The sequence below is a fragment of the Nocardioides secundeburneus genome (assembly GCF_039939255.1).
Classification (GTDB): Bacteria; Actinomycetota; Actinomycetes; order Propionibacteriales; family Nocardioidaceae; genus Nocardioides.
Genome location: NZ_JBDUUE010000005.1, coordinates 396,314 through 420,872, shown reverse-complemented (window position 1 = coordinate 420,872; position 24,559 = coordinate 396,314). Strand labels below are relative to the sequence as shown.

19 protein-coding genes are annotated in these 24,559 nt (G+C 72.4%); 15 read left to right on the top strand and 4 right to left on the bottom strand.

Annotation, left to right across the window (positions count from 1 at the left end):
- The first annotated feature begins 9 nt into the window (after nucleotides 1-9).
- The 11 genes from smc (at nucleotide 10) to ABFT23_RS15675 (ending at nucleotide 11,872) form a co-directional block, all read left to right on the top strand.
- Nucleotides 10-3,615 carry a chromosome segregation protein SMC gene (smc, locus tag ABFT23_RS15725; protein ID WP_347896805.1) on the top strand — a complete coding sequence of 1,202 codons (3,606 nt, stop codon included), beginning with the start codon at nucleotides 10-12 and terminating at the stop codon, nucleotides 3,613-3,615.
- Nucleotides 3,612-4,091 (top strand): acyl-CoA thioesterase, encoded by a 480-nt coding sequence (locus tag ABFT23_RS15720; RefSeq protein ID WP_347896803.1) that lies wholly within the window; start codon nucleotides 3,612-3,614, stop codon nucleotides 4,089-4,091. Before smc ends, ABFT23_RS15720 begins: the two co-directional genes overlap by 4 nt.
- The gene (locus ABFT23_RS15715; RefSeq protein ID WP_347896801.1) at nucleotides 4,088-4,930 is read left to right on the top strand and encodes a methyltransferase domain-containing protein; all 843 of its coding nucleotides are present in this window, start codon (nucleotides 4,088-4,090) and stop codon (nucleotides 4,928-4,930) included. Before ABFT23_RS15720 ends, ABFT23_RS15715 begins: the two co-directional genes overlap by 4 nt.
- Entirely contained in the window at nucleotides 4,927-6,210 is a 1,284-nt protein-coding gene (locus ABFT23_RS15710) for an acyltransferase family protein (RefSeq protein WP_347896799.1), read from the top strand. The genes ABFT23_RS15715 and ABFT23_RS15710 overlap by 4 nt, the downstream gene beginning before the upstream one ends.
- Nucleotides 6,211-6,320: 110 nt before the next feature.
- Complete coding sequence (locus tag ABFT23_RS15705; RefSeq protein ID WP_347896798.1) at nucleotides 6,321-7,115, top strand: sulfotransferase; 795 nt, start codon at nucleotides 6,321-6,323, stop codon at nucleotides 7,113-7,115.
- The gene (locus tag ABFT23_RS15700) at nucleotides 7,115-7,414 is read left to right on the top strand and encodes a hypothetical protein (protein ID WP_347896796.1); all 300 of its coding nucleotides are present in this window, start codon (nucleotides 7,115-7,117) and stop codon (nucleotides 7,412-7,414) included. The genes ABFT23_RS15705 and ABFT23_RS15700 overlap by 1 nt, the downstream gene beginning before the upstream one ends.
- Nucleotides 7,411-8,334 (top strand): hypothetical protein, encoded by a 924-nt coding sequence (locus ABFT23_RS15695; RefSeq protein WP_347896794.1) that lies wholly within the window; start codon nucleotides 7,411-7,413, stop codon nucleotides 8,332-8,334. Before ABFT23_RS15700 ends, ABFT23_RS15695 begins: the two co-directional genes overlap by 4 nt.
- Nucleotides 8,331-9,461, top strand: a complete 1,131-nt coding sequence (locus ABFT23_RS15690) for a glycosyltransferase family protein (RefSeq protein ID WP_347896792.1) — start codon at nucleotides 8,331-8,333, stop codon at nucleotides 9,459-9,461. The genes ABFT23_RS15695 and ABFT23_RS15690 overlap by 4 nt, the downstream gene beginning before the upstream one ends.
- Nucleotides 9,462-9,511: 50 nt before the next feature.
- Complete coding sequence (locus ABFT23_RS15685) at nucleotides 9,512-10,498, top strand: glycosyltransferase (RefSeq protein WP_347896790.1); 987 nt, start codon at nucleotides 9,512-9,514, stop codon at nucleotides 10,496-10,498.
- A 95-nt stretch (nucleotides 10,499-10,593) separates the two neighbouring features.
- A complete protein-coding gene (locus ABFT23_RS15680) occupies nucleotides 10,594-10,809 on the top strand; it encodes a hypothetical protein (RefSeq protein ID WP_347896788.1) in 216 nt (71 codons plus the stop codon).
- A gap of 94 nt (nucleotides 10,810-10,903) precedes the next feature.
- A complete protein-coding gene (locus ABFT23_RS15675) occupies nucleotides 10,904-11,872 on the top strand; it encodes a class I SAM-dependent methyltransferase (RefSeq protein ID WP_347896786.1) in 969 nt (322 codons plus the stop codon).
- Nucleotides 11,873-11,878: 6 nt separating this feature from the next.
- Here the strand turns inward: ABFT23_RS15675 and ABFT23_RS15670 are convergent, their stop codons facing one another.
- From ABFT23_RS15670 to ABFT23_RS15660, 3 genes are all read right to left on the bottom strand, one after another.
- Entirely contained in the window at nucleotides 11,879-12,790 is a 912-nt protein-coding gene (locus tag ABFT23_RS15670; RefSeq protein WP_347896784.1) for a class I SAM-dependent methyltransferase, read from the bottom strand.
- 189 nt (nucleotides 12,791-12,979) lie between these two features.
- Nucleotides 12,980-16,156 (bottom strand): glycosyltransferase, encoded by a 3,177-nt coding sequence (locus ABFT23_RS15665; RefSeq protein WP_347896782.1) that lies wholly within the window; start codon nucleotides 16,154-16,156, stop codon nucleotides 12,980-12,982.
- Entirely contained in the window at nucleotides 16,146-17,093 is a 948-nt protein-coding gene (locus ABFT23_RS15660; RefSeq protein ID WP_347896780.1) for a rhamnan synthesis F family protein, read from the bottom strand. Before ABFT23_RS15660 ends, ABFT23_RS15665 begins: the two co-directional genes overlap by 11 nt.
- Nucleotides 17,094-17,383: 290 nt before the next feature.
- Here ABFT23_RS15660 and ABFT23_RS15655 point away from each other — a divergent pair, with 290 nt between their 5' ends.
- From ABFT23_RS15655 to ABFT23_RS15640, 4 genes are all read left to right on the top strand, one after another.
- Nucleotides 17,384-18,226: a CmcI family methyltransferase gene (locus ABFT23_RS15655; protein ID WP_347896778.1), complete on the top strand. Its 843-nt coding sequence runs from the start codon at nucleotides 17,384-17,386 to the stop codon at nucleotides 18,224-18,226.
- Entirely contained in the window at nucleotides 18,223-19,539 is a 1,317-nt protein-coding gene (locus tag ABFT23_RS15650; RefSeq protein ID WP_347896776.1) for a rhamnosyltransferase WsaF family glycosyltransferase, read from the top strand. The genes ABFT23_RS15655 and ABFT23_RS15650 overlap by 4 nt, the downstream gene beginning before the upstream one ends.
- Before the next feature lie 94 nt (nucleotides 19,540-19,633).
- Nucleotides 19,634-20,806 carry a signal recognition particle-docking protein FtsY gene (ftsY, locus tag ABFT23_RS15645; protein ID WP_347896774.1) on the top strand — a complete coding sequence of 391 codons (1,173 nt, stop codon included), beginning with the start codon at nucleotides 19,634-19,636 and terminating at the stop codon, nucleotides 20,804-20,806.
- A 178-nt stretch (nucleotides 20,807-20,984) separates the two neighbouring features.
- Nucleotides 20,985-23,846 (top strand): FkbM family methyltransferase, encoded by a 2,862-nt coding sequence (locus ABFT23_RS15640; protein WP_347896772.1) that lies wholly within the window; start codon nucleotides 20,985-20,987, stop codon nucleotides 23,844-23,846.
- Here the strand turns inward: ABFT23_RS15640 and ABFT23_RS15635 are convergent.
- Nucleotides 23,833-24,555: an FkbM family methyltransferase gene (locus ABFT23_RS15635; RefSeq protein ID WP_347896770.1), complete on the bottom strand. Its 723-nt coding sequence runs from the start codon at nucleotides 24,553-24,555 to the stop codon at nucleotides 23,833-23,835. The two genes, ABFT23_RS15640 and ABFT23_RS15635, sit on opposite strands and share 14 nt — an antisense overlap.
- Nucleotides 24,556-24,559 lie beyond the last annotated feature (4 nt).

The following is a 24,559-nucleotide window of genomic DNA, read 5'->3' as shown; positions in this document are numbered from 1 at the left end:
GCCTCCCGCGTGTACCTCAAGAGCCTGACCCTCAAGGGGTTCAAGTCCTTCGCGTCCGCGACCACGCTGCAGCTCGAGCCCGGCATCACCTGCATCGTCGGGCCCAACGGATCTGGCAAGTCCAACGTTGTCGACGCGCTCGCCTGGGTGATGGGCGAGGCGAGCGCCAAGTCGCTGCGCGGCGGCAAGATGGACGACGTCATCTTCGCCGGCACCTCCGGCCGCCCGCCCCTGGGCCGCGCCGAGGTCGTGCTCACCATCGACAACTCCGACGGCGCCCTGCCGATCGAGTACGCCGAGGTGACGATCAGCCGCACGATGTTCCGCTCCGGCGGCTCCGAGTACGCCATCAACGGCACCGGCTGCCGGCTGCTCGACGTCCAGGAGCTGCTCAGCGACTCCGGTATCGGCCGCGAGATGCACGTCATCGTGGGTCAGGGCCAGCTCGACCAAATCCTGCACGCGAGCCCGGAGGACCGCCGTGGCTTCATCGAGGAGGCGGCCGGCGTCCTCAAGCACCGCAAGCGCAAGGAGAAGGCACTCCGCAAGCTCGACGCCACCGACGGCAACCTGAGCCGGCTCTCCGACCTGCTGCACGAGCTGCGCCGCCAGCTCAAGCCGCTCGGGCGGCAGGCCGAGGTCGCGCGCAAGGCGGCCGGCGTGCAGGCCGACGCCCGCGACGCCAAGTCCCGCCTGCTCGCCGACGACCTCGTCACCGCGCGCTCCGCCCTCGAGCAGGAGCTCGCCGACGAGTCGATCCTGGTCGAGCGGCGAGCCGCCGTCGAGGCCGCGCTCGCCGAGGCCCGTCGGGTCGAGGCCGCTCTCGAGGCCGCCCTGCGCGAGGACCTGCCCGCACTCAGCCGGGCCCAGGAGGTGCAGTACGGCCTCACCGGCGTCCGTGAGCGGCTGCGTGGCACGCAAGGTCTGGCCGCCGAGCGCATCCGCAACGCCGCCGGTGCCGCCGACGCCGGCCACGACGACGGTCGCGACCCCGAGGCCATCGAGGCCGACGCCGAGCGCATCCGGATGCAGGAGCAGCAGATCGGTGCCGAGGTCGAGGCCGCCCGGCTGGCGATGGAGGAAGCGGTGAAGGCGCGGCGCACGGCCGAGGACGCCGCCGCCGAGGAGGACCGGCGCATCGCCTCGCTGCAGCGCGCCGCGGCCGACCGGCGCGAGGGCCTCGCCCGGCTGCACGGACAGGTCAACGCGCTCCGCTCGCGCGCCACGGCCGCCGCCGACGAGGTCGGCCGGCTCAGCCTGGCCCGCGAGGAGGCCGTCTCGCGGGCCGAGCGGGCCCAGCGCGACTTCACCTCGCTCGAGACCCGCGTGGCCGGCCTCGACGCCGGCGAGGAGGGGCTCGACGCCGAGCACGAATCGGCCGTCTCGCTCCTCGACGACCTCGAGGAGCGCATCGCCAAGACCCAGGCCGAGGCCCAGCAGGCCGACCGTGACCGCTCCACGCTCGCGGCCCGCAAGGACGCCCTCGAGATGAGCCTGTCGCGCAAGGACGGCGCAGGCGCGCTGCTCGCCGCGGGCGACGACGTCGCCGGACTGATGGGCTCGGTCGCCGCGCTGCTCGGCGTCCGCAACGGCTACGAGGCCGCCGTTGCCGGTGCCCTCGGGGCCGCGGCCGACGCCGTCGCCGTCACCGACGTCGAGGCCGCCGTCGCGGCGCTCACCCACCTCAAGGCCGGCGACCTCGGACGGGCCGGGCTCGTGCTCGCCGCCGACCGGTCCGGCACGCCGGGCACGCCGGGCGCGCCCGGTTCCGAGCGGTCGTCGTGGCCGGCGCTGCCGCCCGACGTGCCCTACGCCGCCGACCTCGTCGAGTGCCCCGACCGCCTGCGCCCCGCCCTCACCCGGCTGCTCGAGCGAGCGGCCGTCGTCGACGACCTCGAGGCGGCGCAGGCCCTCGTGGCCGCCCAGCCCGACGTCGTCGCCGTCACCCGCGCCGGCGACGTGCTCGGCGCCCTCGTCGCCTCCGGCGGCTCGCACGAGCAGCAGAGCCTCATCGAGATCCAGAGCGCCGTCGACGACGCCGCCGAGCGGCTGCTCGAGGCCACCGCGGCCGGCGAGCGGCTCGGCTTCGACCTCAGCCGGCTCGAGGCCGAGCGGCTCGACGTGCAGAAGCGGGTCGACGTCGCGCTGGCCAAGCTGCACGAGTCCGACGCCACGCTCGCCGCCGTCGCCGAGGAGCTCGGGCAGTACGGCTCGCAGGCCCGCGCCGCCAAGGGCGAGGCCGAGCGGCTCTCGCGCTCCATCGCCGAGGCCGAGGCCGCCCGCGACAAGGACCTCGCCGGCCTCGCCGAGCTCGAGCAGCGTCTCGCCGCCGCCGAGCAGGCCGACGACGGTGCCGAGTCGGGCGCCGAGCCCGACACCGAGCAGCGCCAGCGGCTCGCCGAGGCGGCCAAGACCGCCCGCCAGGGCGAGATGGAGGCCCGACTCGCCCTCCGCACCGGCGAGGAGCGCGCCCGGGCCATCCACGGACGCGTCGACGGGCTGCTGCGCCAGGCCAAGGCCGAGCGCGAGAAGCGCCAGCGCTCGGCCGAGCGCCGCGAGCGCCTGCAGCGCGAGGCGTCGTCCGCCGAGGCCGTCGCCGTGGCCACGGCCTACGGGCTGGCGCGCATCGAGGTCGCGATCACCCAGGCCACCGAGGTGCGCAAGCAGGTCGAGCAGGCCCGCAGCGGACGTGAGCGCGAGCTGGTCGACATCCGGGCGACCCTGCGCGACCTCGGCAAGGAGCACAACGACCTCGTCAACTCCGTGCACCGCGACGAGATGGCCCGCGCCCAGCAACGCATGCGCATCGAGCAGCTCGAGGAGCGCGTGCTCGACGAGCTCGGCATCGAGCCCGACGGTCTCGTGGCGGAGTTCGGCCCCGACCAGCCGGTGCCGCCGTCGGCGACCACCGAGGTCGCCGAGGGCGAGGCGCTGCCGGTGCCCACGCCCTACCGCCGTGACGAGCAGACCAAGCGGCTGCGCACAGCCGAGCGCCAGCTGCGCGAGCTCGGCAAGGTCAACCCGCTCGCCCTCGAGGAGTTCGCGGCGATGGAGGAGCGCCACAAGTTCCTCACCGAGCAGCTCGAGGACCTCAAGCAGACCCGCAAGGACCTCCTCGACATCGTCCGCGAGGTCGACACCCGCGTCGAGCAGGTCTTCACCGAGGCCTACGCCGACGTCGAGAAGGCCTTCGACCACACCTTCTCCCGGCTGTTCCCCGGCGGCGAGGGACGCCTCGTGCTCACGAACCCCGACGACATGCTCACCACCGGCATCGAGGTCGAGGCGCGCCCGCCCGGCAAGAAGGTCAAGCGCCTCTCGCTGCTCTCGGGCGGTGAGCGCTCGCTGGTCGCGGTCGCGTTCCTCGTCGCGCTGTTCAAGGCGCGCCCGTCGCCGTTCTACATCCTCGACGAGGTCGAGGCCGCACTCGACGACACCAACCTCGGTCGGCTCCTGCAGATCTACGAGGAGCTGCGCGAGAGCTCGCAGCTGCTCGTCATCACGCACCAGAAGCGCACCATGGAGGTCGGCGACGCCCTCTACGGCGTCACCATGCGTGGCGACGGCGTCAGCACCGTGATCAGCCAGCGGCTGCGCGAGACCGAGCCGGCATGAGCGACGACCGTCCGGGGCGGCCCCGCCGGGCCGACTACGTCGCCTGGCGCACCGCCACCACGCGCTGGTCCGACGACGACGTCTACGGCCACCTGAACAACGCCCGCTACTTCGACCTCATCGACACCGCGGTCAACGCCCACCTGCACGACGCCGTCGGCTCCGACATCCGGACGCTGCCGGCCATCGGGGTCGTCGCCGAGGTCTCCTGCCGCTACTTCGCCGAGATGGGCTACCCGCACGACATCGAGCTCGGCCTCGTCGTCGACAAGGTCGGCCGCACCTCGGTGATCTACCGCGTCGGGCTGTTCCAGGGCAGCGGAACCGACGGCGAGCTCGCCCGGGCCGAGGGTCGCTTCGTGCACGTCTACGTCGACAACACCGGCGCGGGCCCGCGCTCGTCGACCCCCATCCCCGACGTCGTGCGCGACGCCGTCCTGCCGCTGCTGCGCGAGCCCGCGAGCGGGGCCTCGTGAGCGAACCACCCGCCACCCCGTCGATCGCGCAGACCCGGGGGCGCTACTGCCCGTGCTGCGACCGGCACCTGCGCGAGGGCTTCCGACCCGGGCCCGACGGGCGTCCCGACGCGACCTGCCCGAGCTGTCGCTCGCTCGAGCGGCACCGGTTCTTCGCCGTCCTGCTCGGGGCGCTGCGCCCCCGTCTCGGCCGCGTCGGCACCCTGCTCGACGTCGCCCCGGCGCCCCAGGCCCGGGCGCGGCTGCTCGAGCTCGACCCGGCCCGCTACGTGCGGCTCGACCTCCTCGCCCGACGTGGCGTCGACGTGCTGGGCGACCTGACCGCGATCCCGTTGCGCGACGGCTGCGTCGACCTGCTGGTCTGCTACCACGTGCTCGAGCACGTCGTCGACGACCGCGGCGCCATCGCCGAGCTGGCCCGGGTCCTCGCCGGCGACGGCCTCGGCATCGTGCAGGTGCCGTGGCGCCCGGGCACGCAGACCGACGAGGACCCCGACGCCCCCGAGGAGGAGCGCATCCGGCGCTTCGGCCTGGCCGACCACGTGCGTTACTACGGCGACGACGTCGAGGACCGGCTCGTCGAGGCGGGACTGGCCGTCACGCGTGTCACCCCGGCCGACTACGTCGGCGTCCAGGCCGGGGTCTGGATGGGCCTGGGGGAGGACCAGTCGGTGTGGCTGGTGACTCCCTCCGAGGCGCCGCACGCGTGGTCGATCCCCGACCGCAGCCCGCTGACCTCGACCCTCGACGCGCTGCTCTCCGAGCTGGCCCACGTGCGCCTCGGTCGTCAGGAGGCTCGTCGGGCGCTCCGGGCCCGCTCCGGCGGGGCCGCCGGATGACGGCCCCGAGCACCGAGCAGGCAGCCGACGCACCGGCGCGCGCGTCGTCCTCGGCGACGTTCGCGCACAACCGCTCCCTCGACGGCCTGCGGGCCATCGCCGTCCTCGTCGTCGTGGTCGCGCACGGCAGCACCCGCTTCCTGCCGCCGGAGATGCGGTTCGGCGGCGGCGCCGTCGGGGTGGGCATCTTCTTCGTGCTCTCCGGCTACCTCATCACCTCGCTGCTGCTGCGCGAGCGGGCCGCGACCGGCCGGATCAGCGTGCGTGACTTCTACGTCCGGCGGGCGCTTCGCATCTGGCCGCTCTACTACGTCGTCCTGCTGCTGCACCTGCTCGTGCTCTCGCGCGTCGACGCCGGGCCGCCCCTCGGCGGCACGTGGCTCTCGCGTGACGCGCCGACCTACAGCAGCCTCGGCGACGTCGGCTGGTCGTACTTCCTGTTCCTGCAGAACTACGTCGCCTCGGTGCAGGAGGTCAGGCTCGGCCTGGGCGTCTACTGGTCACTGGCGATCGAGGAGCAGTACTACCTCGTCTGGCCGCCCGTGGTCATCCTGCTCACGGCGGCGCGGGTGCGCTGGCGGCTGGCGCTGCCGGCGTTCCTGGTCGTGGCCATCGCCACCTCGCTGGTCGCCCGCATCCTCACCCTCGAGGGCCATCTGCCGTCGGCGCCCGGCGGCGTGGAGTGGATGGCGCACACCAACATCTTCGGTCTCGCCGTGGGCTCGCTGCTCGCGTGGGTGCGGTGGGACTCCGACCACCGCGGCCGCCCCGGTGCGGGGGGAGGGGCCTTCGGTGCCTGGCTCGCCTGGGCCGTCGTCGTCCTGCTCGTCCTGCGCCGCTGGGTCTACGCGCCCGAGCTCGGCGTCCGCATCGGTCTCAGCCACGCCGAGATCTACGAGCCGCTCCTGCTCTCGGTCGCCGTCGCAGCGATCGTCGACCGGGTGGTCACCCACGAGTGGCGGTGGTCGCCGCTGCGCTGGGCGCCGTTGGTCTACGTCGGGCGCGTGTCGTACGGGGTCTACCTTCTGCACCCGATCGTCCTCGGTTTCCTCACCGCCTGGCTCACGGGCACCGGTTGGGTCGAGATGGGCCTGTTCATCCTCGTCAGCACCGGCGTCGCCGCGGTGTCCTACGAGCTCTTCGAGCGCCGGGTGCTGCGCTACAAGCGCCGGTTCTCCCACGTGCGGCACGCCGACGTCGCACCCGAGGTCGGCTCTGCCGGGCGCGACGACGGCGACGCCGCCGAGCCCGGCGCCCGCACGGCCGCCGGCGGCGGCTAGCGGCCTGCCACGTGGTCGGGACCGGGTACCGCATGCCTTAGGATTCGGGCGGCGCTCGGTCGGCGCTGCGACCGCGTCCAGCGGCGTCACGTCGGGAAGGAGGGTGCTGGATGCAGCTCATCATCGCGGGCTTCCACCGCAGCGGGACCTCGCTGATGACCCAGCTCCTCCACCGCGCCGGCCTGTTCGTCGGCACGGACCTCCTCGGCGCGATGCCCAGCAACCAGTACGGGCACCTCGAGGACCGCGACTTCCTGCGCCTGCACCGCTCGATCCTGCGCCGTCACGGCGAGGAGTGGCAGTGGGACGTGCCGTTCCCGCACTTCATCGGGCGCAACCACTGGCGTCGCATGGCGCGCTTGGCCCGCGAGCGCGACCTCGAGCACGAGATGTGGGGGTTCAAGGACCCGCGCGTGTGCCTGTTCCTGGGCGCCTGGAAGCACGTCATGCCCGACGCCAAGGTCGTGATGATCTACCGCGACCCGGCCGAGTGCGTCCGCTCGCTCGAGCACCGGCAGGCCGGTGAGTACTTCCGCGGGCTCGACGAGCCCACCGACGACACCGTCGCTCGCGCGCCCCACCACCTGCGGTTCTTCACCGAGCCCGACCACGGCCTCCGCGTCTGGGACACCTACAACCGAGCCATGGTCGCCTTCGCCGAGGGCCACCTCGACGACTGCCTGGTGGTCCCGCACACCGACCTGCTGCGCGGACGACCGGTGGTCGCGCAGATCCGCGAGCGCTTCGGCGCCCCGCTCGGCGACGTCGCCGTCGAGGAGGTGCTCGATCCGTTGGCCATCGGGGCGCGGGTCGCGCCCCAGCGCGTGGCGAGCGCCGAGGTCGCCGAGCGTGTGCACCAGACCTGGCAGTCGCTCGAGCGACTCGCCTCCCGGACGGAGAACTGATGCGACCGTTGCACCACACCCAGCCCGACGAGGTCACCACCGTGGCCATGGAGAACGACCTCCTCCGCCTCGAGGTCGCGCACCTGCGCGCCCGTCTCAAGTCCGCCGAGAGCGAGCTCCTCTTCCCGGGCAAGCCGGCCCCGACGGCGTCGGCCGGCGCTGACGGCGACGCCGATCCGTTGTCCGACCTGCGCTGGTTGCTGCAGCGCATCGAGGCCACTCCGCTGGCGCACGTGCTGCGCCGCCGGTCGGGCTACCGGCGCTTGGTCGAGACCTACCTCCACGAGGACGCCGGGTGACCGCAGGCACGCCCACCGGCGCTCGGGTGGTGTGGTCCGGTCGCTTCGCCGACGAGCTGCCGGACGGGCTCGACGGCTGGTCGACCGACGCGCCGGCGCTCGCCGTCGCGCTCGACGCCGCCGACGAGCTCGTCGTCCTCGACCCGCTGAGCTTCCCGTGGCGCTCGCTGCAGGGACGACGCGACCTGCCGGTCGCCGTCCGGTTGCCGCACGAGCTCACCGCCGACGAGGTCGACGACCTGCTCGGACGACCGCTGCTGCGGCACCTCGGGCGTCACGACCGTGTCCTCGACGACCGCGACGACCACCGTCGACTGCTCTCCGAGCGACACGACCTGCCGGCCGAGGTGTGGCTGCCGGCCGCCGCGGGGTGGGACGAGCACCTGACGGCTCCCGACGGCGACGTCGAGCGCCGTCACCGTGACAAGGCGGCCGAGCGCCAGCTCGTCGCCGACGTGGTCGCCGACCTCGACGCCTGGCTCGACGGACACCCCGACGGCGAGGTGGAGGTCTTCGCGGCCCGGTCCGCCAGCATCCCGGTCAGCGCGCTGCGACGGGCCAGCGCCCACCGGATCCGCCGCCACGGCGCTCCGAGCGACGAGCTCCACGTGCCGTCACCCGAGGGCGTCCTGGTCTGGCTCGACGACGGCGCGCCGTCGGGCGACGAACGCGTCGACCTGGTCGGTGCGGCGGCCCGGCGGGTCCGCGTGGGTGGACGGATCGCCGTCCTCGCCTTCGTCGTCGACCGGCCCGGCGGCCCGGCGAACCCGGGCATCCACCGGCTGGTCGAGGACGTCGCGGTCGCGACCCACGGCGCGTTGCACGTCGACGAGGTCCGCTCGCTGCGGCTCGGCGCCGAGCCCTGGGCGCGCGTCGTCCTGCTCGGCGGCACCCGACTCGGGCCGGGGGACCCGGCATGAGGATCGCCGTCCTGGCCAACGACCTGGTCCCGGGCATGGGCCTGCCGGTGGCAGCGCCGGGGCTGCGGGCCTGGGGACTCGCCCTCGGCCTGCGCGACCTCGGTCACGAGGTCACCGTCGTCGTCGACCAGTGGCTCGTCGACGTGGTCTGGAAGGAGCCCATGTCGCCACCGCTGCCGCGCGGGGCCATGGTGCTCAAGCCGGGCCTGCTGCCGGCCTGGGTGCGCGCGCACGGCATCGACGTGCTGGTGATCACGAACTCCAACCACATCGACAACATCGGCGACCTCGGTTCGTGCCGGATCGTCTACGACTTCTTCGCCCCGAAGATGCTCGAGCTCGCCGAGAACCTCGACCGCTCCGATCGCGACGACGCCCTCGAACGCCTCGAGCAGCGCAAGCTGCGGGCGCTGGGTCGAAGCAGCCTGGTCATCGTCAACGGCGAGAAGAAGCTGTCCTACGTCCACGACTGGATGTCGCGTGCGGGGGTGCCCGACCTGCCGTGCGCCGTCGTCAACCCCGGCCTGCCGCCGGTCGAGCCGCGCCCGGCCGACGCGGAGCGTCTGCAGGTGATCGTCTCCGGCTACATCCAGCCCTGGTCTCGTCCCGGGGCGTGGGTCGACGCCGTGCTGCCGCTCCTCGACGAGGGACTGGCCGACCTCCACCTCGTCGTCGGCAACCACTGGGCCCCGGGGTCGCGCGACGCCGTCGCCTCCGACCAGGTCGAGCGCCTGGCCAAGCACCCGAGGGTCGTGCGCCACCCGTTGCTGGGCTTCGACGACTTCCGGGCGCTGCTGTCTCGTTGCCACCTGAGCATCGACGTCTTCGAGCGCAACCCCGAGCGGGAGCTGGCGATGGTGACCCGCACCGTCGTCGCGCTCTCGAGCGGCCTGCCGGTGATGCACGTCGACTTCACCGAGGTCAGCCCCTGGATCGCCGAGCACGACGCCGGGTGGCTCGTCGACGAGCAGGACGCGCCCTCGATGGAGCGGGAGCTGCGGACGGTGGCCACCGACCGCTCCGTGCTCGCCGCCAAGCGAGCGGGCGCCGTCGAGGTCTCGCGCACGATCCTCCGGCCGAGGGTCGCGGCCGAGCCGCTGCACCAGATGCTGGCGGAGGTTCGGTGACGGGCGACGACGCTCGGCTCGACAGCAGGGTTCCGCGGGGCACCGTGCACGTGCTGACTCCCACCTACCGGCCGGCCGGTGGCGTGGTGAAGCTGATGGACTACGTCCAGCACGTGCGCGCCCTCGGGCTCGAGGCCTCGGTGTGGAGCCCGGAGACCGCCTCCGCGGACTCCGAGCTGTTCCGCATCGAGCGGTTCGCCGACCTGCCGGCCCAGGTGCCGATGCACTCGTCCCCCGTCTTGGACATCGGGCCCGACGACCTCGCGCTCATCTCCTTGCCCGACCACTACGAGGTCGTGCTCGACTCGATGCCCCGCGGTGCGTCGCTGCACCGCGTGCTCCACCTCGTGCAGAACGTGCGCCACACCAACCCGCAGTGGCGGGCCGGATATCCGACGAGGCTGCTCACCCGGCCGGCGACCCGCATCGCGATCAACGACATCGTGGCCGACGAGATCCGGCCGTGGCTCGACCCGCGCGCCGACCTCCACGTGGTCGACCTCGGCCACGACACCGCCTACTTCGCTCGCGAGCGCCCGCCCGGCTGGGACCGCGCCAGGGTCGTGGTCGGCTACACCACCTGGAAGTCCGACGTCGGCGACCGCGTGGCCGAGCGGCTCCGTGACGACCCCCGCTTCATCTTCCACGCGATACGCGGCACCGCCTCCTGGGCCGAGGTGCGCGACCTCTACCACCGCAGCGACGTCTTCCTCAGCACGCCCGAGCCGCAGGAGGGCCTCTACCTGCCGGGCCTCGAGGCGATGGCTGCCGGCTGCCTGGTCGTCACGCCCGACTGCGGCGGAAACATGGCCTACTGCCGTCCCGACGACAACGTCCTGCTCGTGCCCTACGACGACGTCAACGGCTACGTCGAGGCGTTGACGACGATGGCCGCCTTCTCCGACGAGGAGGCGCAGCGCATGCGCGCCGCCGGTCACGCGGTCGTGCCACGCTTCGACCTGACCGCCGAGCGGGCCGGAGTGGCCGACGTCCTCGCGCACACGTGGGACCGCGTCCGGGCCGCCGAGTCGCCCTGACCCGGGTCGGGGTCGGGCGCGGTCGTGTGCGACGGTGGTCCGGTCCGCCGCCGTCCACTCTCGGAGCCGTCTACGTGGCCGCAGTCATGATGTCGATGTCCATCGTCCTGGTGATCGCGGTGCTCGCGCTCGCCTACGCAGCCTGGCTGCACCGTGGCAAGGCGGTCCCGGGGGCGAGCTGGCTCGACGAAGTATTCGACCGGGTGCACGACTCGGTGCCGCTCGTGCGTGACGGTGACCTCGACCGCGCCGACGACCCCCGCGCGCAGACGCACGAGCGCTCGCTGGACGACCGGCCGTCCCGGGGGTGAACGCGGTCGCCCTCGGTGTCGGCGCACCGCGATCCGTACCGACGACCGCGATCCACCCGGCGGGTGCTCGTCGGCCCCGCGTTAGGGTGCTGCGGTGTCGATCGACCTTGACCGCTACCCCCGTCGCTACTGCAGCATCTGCCACTCCGTCGTGCGCAAGGAGTTCGCTCCGGGGCCGGGTGGTCGTCCGAACGCCTCCTGCCCCCGCTGCGGGAGCCTTGAGCGCCACAGGTTCTTCTCGGTGTTGCTGAGTGTCCTCGAGCCTCTGCTCGGCGAGCTCGACGTGCTGCTCGAGGTCGCACCGTCCCCAGAGACGTCCCCCCAGCTGAGCCGGCTCGGTGCGCGCCGTCATGTGCGACTGGACCTCGGGGCAGACAACCGGCTGGTCGACGTGCTGGGGAGCCTGACCGACCTCCCGCTCCCAGACGACAGTGTCGACCTCATGGTCTGCTACCACGTGCTCGAGCACATCCCTGACGACCTGGCGGCGATGCAGGAGATCGCCCGGGTGCTGGCTCCCACCGGGGTCGCCGTGCTTCAGGTCCCGTATCGAGCAGGCACACTGACCGACGAAGACCCTGACGCCGATGAGGCCGAGCGGGTGCGACGGTTCGGGCGCGCCGACCACGTGCGCTACTACGGCGACGACTTCGAGGACCGCCTGGTGGCGAGCGGGCTGTCCATCGAGCGCGTGTCGCCGCGGTCCTTGCTCGGCGAGGACATGTCGACCTGGCTGCACGTGAACCCCGACGAGCTGGTCTGGATCGCCCGCAGTCGGGCCGGGGCATCGGTGCCCGGCCGCGGACTCGCCGCGCCCACCGCGCTCACGCGCACCATGAGTGACCTGATCGGCGAGCTGACGCTAGTGCACACCCGACTGCGTGAGACGCGTGGCGAGGTCCGCAGGCTGAGGACCTCGCAGCCGCCAGCGCCGCGCACCACCGATGCCGACACAGCCGATTCCGCCGCAATGCCCGCGCCGGTACGCCACGCAGGACGGGCTGCTCGACGCGTGGGCGGTCGGGTCGTCCGCGGCGCCAAGCGCCGACTCGACCGCCGCTGACCAGGCTCAGGCGTCGCCGCGCCGCACGATGCGCCGGGCGCGGCGCACCGGACCCAAGACCCACCTGCCGACGCGCCACTGCCACGAGCCGCGGATTCGCCCCAGCTCGGTGTCGCGCGCGCGGAGCCTGCTCTCGGCCCGCCCGAGGCGATGCTCGAGCCGGGCGATCCGGTCGCGGCGGCGCCGCAGCCTCTGGTGCGCCTGGTGCAGCTGGCCACGCAGGCGGACCTCCGCGGCGAGCCAGTCGGGCATGTCGACGTCAGGGACGGGCTCGTCGCGCAGCAGGTCGCTCCAGTCCTCGCCGGCCGGGAGCTGGCGCAGCACCACGAAGAACTCGAGCTCGTCCTGCCGCGTCTCGGTGTAGGTCTCGACCCTCCACCGGCTGAGGCCGAGAGCGCGCAGCTCGACGAGCTGCTCGACCAGGGAACCAGGGGTGAAGGTCCAGACGTGGGCGTCGACGTACTCGCCCGATCGCGCGAGGTCGACCTGTTCGACGACCTGGTCGAGGGAGTAGATCCGACGGTCGTAGCCGGGCGGGCGCCCGGCCCAGGCTTCCTTGACATCGGTGACGGCGTGACCGCGTTTGTAGTCGAAGACGGCGCGCACCGACGGCACGGTCTCGCCGAGCTCATGGCTCTGGATCAGCTGACCGGTGGTGGTGCCAGGTCGGTGCACGTCGAAGCAGTACCGGCGGTCGGGCACCACGAGCACCAGTGCGCCGCCGGGGGCCGTGACCTCGGCGACCTGGGCCAGCCAGCCGATGACGTCGGGCACGTGCTCGATGACGTGGGAGGCCATCACCCAGTCGAATCCTGCCGCCGTGCCGACGGCCTCGGGGATGGTGCGCACGCGCCCGTCGTGCAGCAGGACGTGGTCGATCTCGGGGATGAGCTCGGGTCTGACGCGCGTGGCCGGCATAGTTGCGCACGAGCTGGTCGCGGTCGAACACGTCGAGGTAGCTCACTGCCGCGTGCTCGCGGGCGATCGACACGTTGTGCAGCGGGCCGATCTCGAGGCCGCGGCCCACGGAGAAGTCGTGAAGATCCCACAGCCGCCGCTGGCGGTGATTCAGCCGGTCGGGACGCACGCCGGAAGCGTAGTCGTCCCTCACCGACGTGCCGCGCGTACGGCGAGCGCGGCCTCGAGGAGGGTGCCCGACCTGGCATCGAACGAGTGCTCGCTCGCGACCCGCTGGGCCGCCTCGAGTCGCTGGTCGCCCATCGGGAAGATCGACGCGCGGTCCTCGGCGAGGCGCTTGAGTCCCTCGGCCCCCTCGTAGGTCTGCACGAGCCCGTGGAACAAGGCGTCGAGGTCGACGCCCGGCAGTGCGTCGCTTGCGACGCGGGCACCGGAGGCCGCCGCGTCCATCAACCGGTTCGACACGAAGCCGCTCAGTCGCATGTCGTCCCAATGGTCGTTGAGCACCAGCCCCGCCGCTCCGTAGAGGGCACCGAGCTGGTCGTTGGCGATGAACGTCGACGTCACGGAGTCCTCCCCGATGATGTCCTCCCAGCCGGATCCGTAGACCGCGACGGGGAGGCCCGCCGTTCGCGCGTGGAGGAGCGAGGACCGATAGATCTTGCGGGAGTTCCCGACGAAGACGACCTCGTCCCCGGTGTCGAACCTCGCCGGATCTGGCCGGAACCGCTCCGGGTCGGTCGCTTGCAGCAACGGAGTGATGGCAAGGGACCACTCGGCGGCGCGACGGGCCGACCACTCGTGGCTCGCGGCGAAGACGACGTCGAAGCTGGCCGCCTCGGCACGAGTCACCAGGTCGGGGTGGCTGATGATCCACTCGAGGTTGATCACGCCCGGTCGTCCGCGGACCGGGTCGAGCCCGCGGAGGGCCAGGACGACGTCGTCGAGACCTCGACTCGCCCGGTGCCGCTGCTCACGGTCGTCGACCGTCACGTGCTGCCCGCGTCGTCGAAGAGCGTCTGCCAGCGCATGGCCGAAGTAGACATCGCCCCACCAGGCGCCCGCCGGCCCGGGCGGTGAGGCCAGGTCGATGGTCCAGCGCAGGCACGGCACGCCCTCGGTGATCCGGTCCGCGCGACCGGTCCACCGCAGGCGCGGGCGCGGTACCAGCACGGGGTGGTCGTTGGGAGCCGGCACGGGCTGGTCAGCGGTGTCGTAGTCGTAGCCGTCGACCGTGAACCCGGCGCTGTGCCAGGCGGCCGCCGAGAGCTCCTGAGCAGGGGCGCCGGCCCGGCCGAGATCGGCCCAGCGGTCGAGGAACCGGGCATGGTCACCGGCCACCGGCGGTGCCGCTGCTGCGCGGTCCTGGCGACGATGGACCCGGGCCGCCGGGACGAGTGCCGTGACGCCGCTCGTCGCCTCGGCGATGCGCATGGACAGGTCGGCCTCGAGCAGCGGAGCATCGGCGAGCGGGTCGAAGCCACCGACCGAGGCCACCAGGTCGGTGTCGACCGCGATGATCTCGCCACGAGCCTGGGGGAGCGGCACGACCTCGGGGAGGTCGTCGAGGTCACTGGCCGGGTGACCGGCCAGGAACGGAACGGGCCAGGGTGTCCCGGGCGCGACGGTGGCCCCCGCCTGCTCGACGAGCCCGCCCCGGTCGACGATGGCCGGGATCGCCACGGCCGTCGTGTCGGACAGGCTCGAGGCCAGTCGGTCGACGATCTCGGCCTCGACCCGGAGCCCGGTCGGCTGGAGGACTACCACGGCGCGTGATCCGGCTGCGGCAGCCATCGTCACGTTGGTCGTCACGGCCGTGCCGCGATCGACCTGGAGGCGCACCATCCGGGCGTTCCCGGCTGCGTGCAGCATGGCTGCCAGAGCGACGTGCCGCCAGCGCGAGAGCCTCACCACGCCCACGACGACGTCGAGGTCGTCGCGACCGGCGAAGGACGTGAGCCACGGTTCGACCGCACGGACCGAGGCCGGGTCGACGAGGCAGACCGAAACGACGTCGTCGCGGCGGCGTCCGGGATGTGCGTGCACCTGCGAGAGGTGCTGGGAGGCGATCACCGACAACCACTCGAACGGTTCGGTGGTGCTGATGCGCGGGTGACCGTCGTCCTCCTCGTCGGCGTAGTCGACGCCGACGTAGGGGACGAGGTGCAGCGGGTGGCGCTCGGCCAGTCGGAGCACGAGGTCCCAGTCGACACCGCGCCGCAGCGTCTCGTCGAACCCGCCGATCTCGACCAACACGTCCCGTCGGACCACCAGGACGTTGAGGTCGACGTGGTTCGAGACCAGCAGATCGTCGTGGGTTCCCTCGTAGGCCCGGTAGTACTCGGCCCCGTCCTGGGTCGCCCGCAAGGCGGCGTGGGCCATTGGATGGCTGTCCGTGACCATCTCGTCGACCATGAACGTCAAGAAGTCGCGACGCCAGGCGTTGTCGGTGTCGAGGAAGGCGACCAGCTCTCCGCGCGCACGCCCGAGCCCGATGTTGCGTGCCTTGCACACGCCGCCGTGGTCGGCCCTGACGAGCACGACCCTCGCGTCGAAGGCGGCGATGCCGGTCACGATCGCCGGACCGTCGTCGTCTGAGCCGTCGTCGACCACGATCAGCTCCCAGTCGGCGAACGTCTGGGACTGCACCGACTCGATGGCACGGCGCACTGTCGCGGCGCGGTTCCACATCGGCATCACGATGCTCACGCGCGGGGCGTCGGACGCCTCAAGGTCTCGAGCCGGGACGGGCGGCCGGACAGGCTCTGGCGGCATCGCGTCGGTCTTGCGCGGTGCGAACCGCAGGGCGTGGTCGGCGCGCCACTCGGCGGCCGCGGTCAGGCTCACCGTACGCAGCTCGCCGAGCGTCGTGGGCCGGTAGCCCGGGGGGACCGGGAGCTCGGAGTCGTCGTCGGCCTGCTCCAGCCACGCCACGACGGGTCCGAACCTGTGGTCGAACAGGCCCTCGTCGCGTCGGCGGAGCACGTCGAGGTCGACCAGGGGGTGCGGAGATGCCTTGCTGTGGATGCCGCGCCGTCGCAGGTACCACCCGAGCGCGTCACGTCCGGCGGGGGGCCGACCGAAGCCGACGCCGATGTAGTCGGCGAGGAAGAGCGGGTGTGGGCTGCAGTCATCGGCGCCCAGGTAGGCCTCGAGCGCGTCGTCGACGGTCGCGAAGCGTCGTCCGAGCTGGGCTTCGACCCACGACTGGTCGAAGAGCGCGATGGAGCCGATCAGCTCGCGGAAGACCACGCCGATCTCGCGAGACCCGTCGTCGTTCGCGGGCGCCGTCGCGTCGCGCCCCGGTCGTCGGGACGCCGCGGCACGTCGGGCGCGCCGCGCCCATGCGTTGAGATCACCAGCCACGGCGATACTCCACCAGACGGCGCAGCGGGCGGAGCGCCGGGGGCGTCGGTCGCAGCTGCTCGTCGGCTCGCGTGGGATAGAGGGGCGCCGTCTCGGTGAGCATCTCTCGCACACCGGCGAAAGAGCTGGCGTAGACGCGCTCGCACGACCTGAGGAGCCGATCGGCGCCCAGGCCGTACGGGTCGTAGCGCAGGGTGTCGATCTTGACCACGGGCAGACGCCCGCCGTCGAGCGCCGAGTCGGCCAGCCCGATCGCCGGGTTCCAGGGCGCGCGCGCGGTGTTCCACAGGTGCTTGACGGTGCGTCGGCGACCCGTCGGCCTCTTCTGGCGGTGGATCGACCACCACGCCATCCTCCGACGAGCGAGTGTCCGCTCGGACGCGGTCGCCTCGAAGTAGGGCTTCCAGCGGAAGCCGCCGGCCTCGAGTGCCTCCGTGAGCCCGATCTCGTAGCGGTAGATGACCTGGAGGCGGTCATCGATCGGTACCAGCGTGCGCCAGAAGTCGGTGAAGGCCGGCGACCCGACGACCCACGACCGGAAGCACACGAAGAAGCTCTGCAGGTGCGGACGGTTGCGGTCGGAGGCGGTGAAGCCCCAGAAGTCGACCGGCTCGTCGGCCATGCCGGCGAAGATCTCGTCGTAGGACACCAGCGGGCCGACGAAGGTGTCGTTGCACAGCACGACCTCGTCGTGGTCGCTGAGGTCGGCGCAGCTGTCGAGCCCGGTCTTGTAGCTGAAGAAGTCGTAGCCGAAGTTGGGGCGGACGATCAACCGGCACCGCTGCTCGAGCCACTCCCGTTCCTGCGGGCCGAGGTCCGCGGTCGAGACGACGACCACGGTGTCGAAGGCCACCGCCAGGTGCTCGACGTGACGGCGCACGTGTGGCGCCACCTGACCCCGAGGGTCGTAGTGCGCCATGATTGCGATGCGTGACACCGAGTTCTCTTCGTCGCTCGACACGTTGTCCTGACCCGGACGGCGGACAATTCGGGAGATGTTACGTCACTGTCCGCGCGTCGCACCCGCAACCCTGGGTGCGTCGTCGGGCACCGGAGGTCCTTGGTTAGATGGGGCCGCGAGCAGAGGCCGTCAGGAGGACTGTGGTGAGCGGTCAGGTGTCGAGGTTGCGTGCGTCGACGAGGTCGGCGCTCGAGGCGGTCGCCGATCGTGTCGACCCCAGGGGCGGGGCGTCTTCGCCCCCGCTGTCCCGCCCGTCGGCGCCGCGCGTGGCCCCGGCATTGCGCACCGCGCGACAACGGCTCGAGCGCGATGCGCTCGGCCCGGCCGCTCAGCAGGCCCTGTCGGAGCTGATGGTGTCCTACCTCGAGCGCACCGATCGACCGACCGAACGCGAGCAGCGCGCCATCGCCACGGCGTTCGACGGGCTGTGGAACCCCCGGCGACAGCCGGTGCCGGAGCCCCCTGGCCACGTCCGGGACACGATCCGTGACCAGTTCCACCGTCTCTACTACCACGTGTCGATGCGCACCTGGAAGGACACGTGGTATCGGGGGATCGCGACCTACAAGTGTCCGACCGACATGTGGGTCTACCAGGAGCTCGTGGACCAGCTGTGCCCCGGGCTGGTGGTGGAGACCGGCACGTTCCGCGGCGGTAGCGCGCTGTTCCTGGCCGATCGGCTCGAGATCGCCGGGCACGGCGAGGTGGTGACGGTCGACGTCGACGTCCAGCCCGACCGGCCGTCACACCCGCGTCTCACGTATCTCGAGGGCTCGTCGGTCGACCCCTCGATCGTCGAGCAGATCCGCAGCAGGATCGGCGAGGGTGAGCACGTACTCGTCATCCTCGACTCCGACCACAGCCAGGCCCACGTCGCGGCCGAGCTACGTGCCTACGCCGACATGGTCACGCCGGGCTCCTACCTGATCGTGGAGGACACCAACGTCAACGGCCACCCCGCCGCGCCCGACCACGGCCCCGGGCCGTGGGAGGCGGTGGCGGACTTCCTGGCCGAGGACGACCGGTTCGAGGTCGACGAACGCGCGGAGCGCTACTTCCTCACGCAGAACCCGTCGGGCTTCCTCCGCAGGCGTGGCGGCGACGGATGAGGTTCGACCCTCTGGGTCGCCGCGCCGCCGTCGACCTCGCGCAGGCCGCCGAACGCACCCGACGGCTGCGCCGTCGTAACCGACGGCTTTCCGGCCGCGTCGCGGAGCTTGAGCAGGAGCTGGAGCGGCGCCCCCCGGTGAAACCCGCGTCGACGGACTGGGTCAAACGAGGTCACCAGCGGCTGCATGCCATCCACCACGACGGTGAGCGGCCGCAGGTCGTGCTCGTGCTCCACGGGTTCAGCAGCGCGGTGGTGTTCGCCGGCGTCACCACGGCGGTGCACGCGGCAGCTCGGCTGTGCCGCGAGCTCGACCGTCGGCTGCGTGTCGTCATCTTCGACACCGACGACGAGCCCGACGCCGTCCGATCCGCGCTCGCGACCATCCTGGGCTCGCGATCCGATCATGCAGACCTCGCGCGAGACGTGCGCGTGTCCACCCCGCATGCCGACGACGGGCTCGGTCATCACCGCGACGACGTCTGGGTCGTCACCTACTGGACCACGGCCGAAGGGGTGGCGACCCTGGCCGATGCCGGGCGGGTCGACCGACGCCGCGTCGTCTACCTCGTGCAGGACTTCGAACCGGCCTTCCACCCGTGGGGTGACCACTACGCACGTGCTCTCGCGACCTACGCCTCGGGCTTCCGGCTGCTGGTCAACTCCCGACCGCTCAGCCGCTACGTCGCCGACCGCACCGGCGCCGCGCTCGACCCCGACGCCGTCTTCGCGCCGGCGCTGGCCTTCGGTGAGCTCGCGGAGACGGCACGGCGGTGGCGACCTGCCGAGCCGGGCGTCATCCGGGTGCTCTTCTACGCCCGACCGAGCAAGCCGCGGAACATGTTCTCCACCGGCGTAGGGGCCCTGCGTGCGTGGGCGGCCGGTCTGCCCGAGGGTCAGCGTGCCGTCGTAAGGCTCGCCGGTGAGGACATCGCCGACCCGGTCGACCTGGGGGGACGGGCGGAGGTCGAGATGCTCGGCAAGACCTCTCTCGAGGCCTACTACGACGTCCTGGCCGACACCGACATCGGGCTGGCGCTGATGTTGAGCCCGCACCCGGGCCACCTGGCCCTCGAGATGCCCGCCGCCGGGATCCCCACGGTGACCAACCAGTTCGACGGCTACCGCGAGCCCTGGGTCGCGGGCCTGGACGTCGCCGACGCCACCCCTGCCGGGCTCGCGCACGCGCTGGCCGAGGTCGCGGGCCGCCTGCCCGTCGAGCACCGTGCGACGGCGTACGCGATGGACCTCGGCGGACGACTCGACGACGCGGTGTCGGCCCTGGTCTCGAGCATGGACGAGCCGCGGCGCTGACGACCCGGCCCCGGCCCCCTCGAGATCCTCAGCGACCCGCCCCGCGTGGCACTCCTGGCGTCGACCGAACGGCAGGGGCTGGTTGGATGGGGCCATGGAGTGGCTCTACCTCGTCATCGGCATCGCGGTCCTCGGCGTCCTCGCGGTCGTCGGCCTCGTCACCACCCGCGGGCGCCGGACGCCGACCGCCCCGCCGCCGCTCGACGAGCGGACGCAGTCCGGCACCGACGTCCTCGCCCCGCCGCCGGAGGTCGACGTCGACGCCGGGCCCGAGGCCCCGGTCGTCCAGCCGCCCGTCGAGGCGCCGCTGGTCGAGCCGCCCGCCGAGGCCCCGGTCCGGGAGCGGCCCGAGAGCACCAAGTCGCGACTCGTCCGGCTGCGCGAGCGGCTGGCCGGCTCGCAGGGCGGCTTCGGCCGGGGCCTGCTGGCGCTGTTGAGCCGCGACCGGCTCGACGAGGACACCTGGGAGTCCATCGAGGACGTCCTGCTCACCGCCGACATCGGCGTCGCCCCCACGCAGGAGGTCGTCGACAACCTCCGCACCCGTCTGCGCGTCGACGGCGCCGAGGCGGGCGATCCCCGCGCCGTCCTGCGCGACGAGCTGGTCAAGCTGGTCGACCCCTCCATGGACCGCCGTCTGCAGGTCTCCGGCGACGACGGCAAGCCGGGCGTCGTGCTCGTGGTCGGCGTCAACGGTGCCGGCAAGACGACCACCGTCGGCAAGATCGCCCGCATCCTGGTCGCCGAGGACCGCACCGTGACCCTCGGTGCGGCCGACACGTTCCGGGCCGCGGCTGTCGACCAGCTCGCCACGTGGGGCGAGCGTGTCGGCGTCGAGGTCGTGCGCGGGCCCGAGGGCGGCGACCCGGCCAGCGTGGCGTTCGAGGCGGTCAAGAACGGCGTCGAGCAAGGTGTGGGCACCGTCATCGTCGACACCGCCGGACGGCTGCAGAACAAGGCCGGCCTGATGGACGAGCTCGGCAAGGTCAAGCGGGTCATCGAGAAGCAGGCCCGCGTCACCGAGGTGCTGCTCGTGCTCGACGCCACCACCGGGCAGAACGGCCTCATCCAGGCGCGTGTGTTCCGCGACGTCGTCGACGTGACCGGCATCGTGCTCACCAAGCTCGACGGGTCGGCCAAGGGCGGCATCGTGGTCGCCGTGCAGCGCGAGCTCGGCGTCCCGGTCAAGCTCGTCGGCCTCGGCGAGGGGCCCGACGACCTGGCCCCGTTCGACGCCGGCGCCTTCGTCGACGCCCTCCTCGGGTGAGCGGCGACGTGTCCGTACAGTTCGCCGCACCGATGCCCGGCGGCCGCAGCCGACCCGGGGTGCTGACCGGGCCCGATCGAGAGGCAAGCCGTCGATGACCTTCGAACTCCGCTCCGTGGACGGCGGGAGGCCCCTCCGGGCGGCTGTGATCCAGGCCCACGGCACGCACGACGAGATCATGCCCTCGGTGTTCGACGTGCTGCTGGCGAACGGCGTCGAGCCCACGGGCTTCCTGAGCGACCGGCTCGAGGGCCGCGGCGACATCTTCAGGCCCTACACGCCCTACGGCGACCGGGTGCACTACGGCGACTTCACCGATCGCGACCACTGGCGCCGGGTGGGCGAGCAGATGGCCGACTTCGACCTGCTCGTGCTCAACACGATGGCCTACAACGGACCGGCGAACCTGGCCCTGGACACCGGACTACCGACCATCGGTGTGGTGCACAACCCGCCGATGATGCTCAACAACCCGATCAACGTCGAGCTCATCCGCAGCGGACAGTGCACGCCGGCCAGCCTGGCGCCGCACGTGACGTCGTGGATGCTCGCCCGCGAGCCGCACCTGCTCGCGAACACCGTGACGCTCGGCGCCTGGATGTGGCGCATGCCCCGCGCCGACGCGACCGCCCGGGCCGACCGACGCCGGCGCATCGCCGTCCCGGGGGCCGTCGACTTCGCGAAGCGTGACTTCCCGGCCATCGTCGAGGCGCTCCCCGGCCTGCTGGCCGAGCACGGGCGCGACCGCTTCGTCGTCTCGGTGGTCGGCGGCGGCCGCGACCGCGAGGCCCTCGAGCAGCTCGTGCACGAGCACGGTCTCGGCGACATCTTCGACTTCGCCCCCGTGGACGAGCCGGGCGGCCACGTGAGCAGCCACGACTTCTACGCGGGTCTCGCCTCGGCCGACGTCCTGCTCCCGCACCTGCCCACCGCCCAGACGTCCTACCGGACGTTCAAGATCAGCGCTGCGCTCTCGTGCTCGGTCGGGTTCGAGATCCCCGCCGTGCTCGACCGCTGGACGGCGGCGACCTATCGCGTGCCGTGCCGCACCTACCCGGTCGGCGACGTCGTCGCGGGCCTGACCCGGGCCCTCGAGCTCGACGACGACGACCTCGCCGGCCTGCGGGCCGACCTCGCCGTCGAGCGGGCGGCCACGATCGAACGGGCCTCGGCCGAGATGGCCACGGCCCTGAGCACCATCGGCAGCGCCCCGCCGTCGGTCGTGGCCGATCCGCACGGGCTGGCGGTCGATCCCGACACGATCCAGCGCGACGACCGGGAGGCCTTCCTGGCGTTCTGCGCAGCCGTGCTCCCGATGACCTACGCACAGCGGGTCCAGGACCTGTGGGCCCTGTGGGAGAGCGGGTTCAGCACCGACGCCTACTTCTGCGAGTTCGGTGCGCTGGGCGGACGCGACTTCTCCAACACCTACCTGCTCGAGCAGGTCGGCTGGACCGGAGTGGTCGCCGAGCCGCACCCGAGCTACACGAAGGCGCTCTACGCCAACCGGCGCTGTGCCATCTCCACCGAGTGCGTCTACGACAAGACCGGCGAGACCGTCGAGTTCCACACGATCAAGGGGCGCCCCGCGCTGTCGACCATCGGAGGCTTCGGCGCCGACGACCACCACCGCGAGGTGCGGGAGAACTACGTCAGCCACCAGATCGCGACCATCACGCTCCACGACCTCTTCGAGGAGGCCGGCGCTCCCGCCGTCGTCGACTACCTCTCGATCGACACCGAGGGCTCCGAGGTCGCGATCCTGCGCGCCTACGACTTCGCCGCCCGCTCGATCAGGCTGATCTGCGTCGAGCACAACGAGGTGCATCGCGACGAGCTCTTCGAGATGCTCACCGCCCAGGGCTACGAGCGCAAGTGGCCGGACCTGTCGGGTCACGACGACTGGTACGTGCTGCGCGGCTCCTACCCGCACTGGTCGGCGCGTGGGCTCGCACCCCTCGTCTCCCGGGTCGACGTCGTGGAGCCCTTCGAGCGCGACTTCGACGTCCGCGCGCAGCTCATGCGTACGCTGCGCACCGACCCGCAGGATCCCCGGGCGCAGCTCGGTCTCCCGCCCCGTCCCGAGCGGCCGGCGCAGGCGCCCGCCGACGATCGTGCATCGCGGGCGGTTGCGGCCCACTACCACCGTCAGCTCCTGGAGGAGCTCGCCAAGGCGGGCGGGGTGAAGGCGCGTCAGGTCAACGACCGCACCCGGCGGTTGTTCTACCGCATGACCCGCCGGATCTCGCCGAGCGTCGTGCTCGAGGTGGGTGCATTCGAGGGCCACTTCAGCGCGCAGATGCGCGCGGCCCTGCCCGACGCCTCGGTCATCGCCTTCGAGGCCAACCCCCACGTGCACGACCGGTTCCGCGACGAGCTGACTGCCCTCGGGGTCGACTACCGGCATCGGGCGGTCGCCAACCGGCCCGGCAAGGTGGAGGTCCACGTGCCACGACGGCAGTGGGGCTCCGCGCTTCAGCCGGTCAACCAGATGGCCGGTCTCCGACCGCGCGTCGACACCGGCCAGCACGAGGTCGTACGTGTCCCGACCGTCCGGCTCGACGACCTCGTCGACCCCGACGGCGACGACCGCGTCGTGGCCTGGATCAGCGCCGGCGGTGCGTGCCGCGAGGTGTTCGAGGGCATGGAGCAGACTCTCGGCCGCACGCTGGCTCTGTTCGTCCAGGTCGAGGCCGACCCGGTCTGGGAGGACCAGTGGCTGGAGGCCGACGTCGAGGCCCACCTGGCTGCGCGCGGGTTCGTGCTGGTCGGCGCCGACCGCATGCGCGGGACGAAGGAGCGCGGCCTGGTCTTCGTGCACGGGCGCCTCGCGCGGCGCCGTTGGGTCGCGCGTATGGCGGCCGACGTCGTCAAGCCCTCCGCGCGTACGGCGGGCGCACTGGCACCCACGCCCGACCGCTCGGTCGAGGTGCCGGTCCCGCGGACTCCTGCCGAGCGGGCTGCCCGCAAGGCCCGAGCCCTCGCGCGTCGAGCGCGCCGCGATGCCGCGCGCGTCGTCGGCGAGGTCAGGAAGCGGTGACCGGGCGGACGAGGTAGTTCGAGCGCGCGCCGCTCGGGTCGAGCCGCAGGTCGACGACGTAGTGCACCGACTCGAGCCAGGCGAGGAACTCCTCCTGGTTGGGCCGCTCGACCTCGACGAAGATCTCGGGGCGGTGTCGGCGGATCACGGCGTCGAGACCGCGCAGGACCGACATCTCCGCCCCCTCGACGTCGATCTTGACGAAGGTCGGCGCGATGTCGCCGACGGCGGCGTCGCCCCGGACCAGACGTACGTCTTCGAACCACTCCGGGTTGTCGACCTGGTCGCCGAGTGCGGCGAGCTCGTCACCGGTCACTACGCGGGACCCGCCGAGGTTGGTCTTCGAGACCCGACGCAGCACGCTCGTCGACGGGGCGTCGGAGAAGCCGACGCCGATGAAACGCCGGTCGACGTTGTGGCACCGGTTGTGTCGCAGGTTGGCCCGCAGGAGCTCGACCGCGTCGCGGCCGGGCTCGACCGGATAGATCGTCGCTCCCGGGATGCTCTTGGACAGGTAGACGGAGTGGTTGCCGACGTTGGCGCCGACGTCGAGGATGACCGGCTTCGGTCCGAGGCGCGCGACCAGCATCCGCAGCTCGTCGAGCTCGTAGACGAGGCCGCTGAGGTGGTGGCCCTGGATGTAGTCGCCGGGGTTGCCGGCGCGGAAGGAGAAGTACATCCCGTCGAGCCGGAAGTCGCTACGTCGCACGGTG

What these genes read in the sequence shown, in the direction of transcription:
- ABFT23_RS15720 (WP_347896803.1), top strand. Translation starts at nt 3,612, where the DNA reads ATGAGCGACGACCGTCCGGGGCGGCCCCGCCGGGCCGACTACGTCGCC.
- ABFT23_RS15710 (WP_347896799.1), top strand. Translation starts at nt 4,927, where the DNA reads ATGACGGCCCCGAGCACCGAGCAGGCAGCCGACGCACCGGCGCGCGCG.
- ABFT23_RS15705 (WP_347896798.1), top strand. Translation starts at nt 6,321, where the DNA reads ATGCAGCTCATCATCGCGGGCTTCCACCGCAGCGGGACCTCGCTGATG.
- ABFT23_RS15700 (WP_347896796.1), top strand. Translation starts at nt 7,115, where the DNA reads ATGCGACCGTTGCACCACACCCAGCCCGACGAGGTCACCACCGTGGCC.
- ABFT23_RS15690 (WP_347896792.1), top strand. Translation starts at nt 8,331, where the DNA reads ATGAGGATCGCCGTCCTGGCCAACGACCTGGTCCCGGGCATGGGCCTG.
- ABFT23_RS15680 (WP_347896788.1), top strand. Translation starts at nt 10,594, where the DNA reads ATGTCCATCGTCCTGGTGATCGCGGTGCTCGCGCTCGCCTACGCAGCC.
- ABFT23_RS15670 (WP_347896784.1), bottom strand. Translation starts at nt 12,790, where the DNA reads ATGCCGGCCACGCGCGTCAGACCCGAGCTCATCCCCGAGATCGACCAC.
- ABFT23_RS15650 (WP_347896776.1), top strand. Translation starts at nt 18,223, where the DNA reads ATGAGGTTCGACCCTCTGGGTCGCCGCGCCGCCGTCGACCTCGCGCAG.
- ftsY (WP_347896774.1), top strand. Translation starts at nt 19,634, where the DNA reads ATGGAGTGGCTCTACCTCGTCATCGGCATCGCGGTCCTCGGCGTCCTC.
- ABFT23_RS15640 (WP_347896772.1), top strand. Translation starts at nt 20,985, where the DNA reads ATGCCCTCGGTGTTCGACGTGCTGCTGGCGAACGGCGTCGAGCCCACG.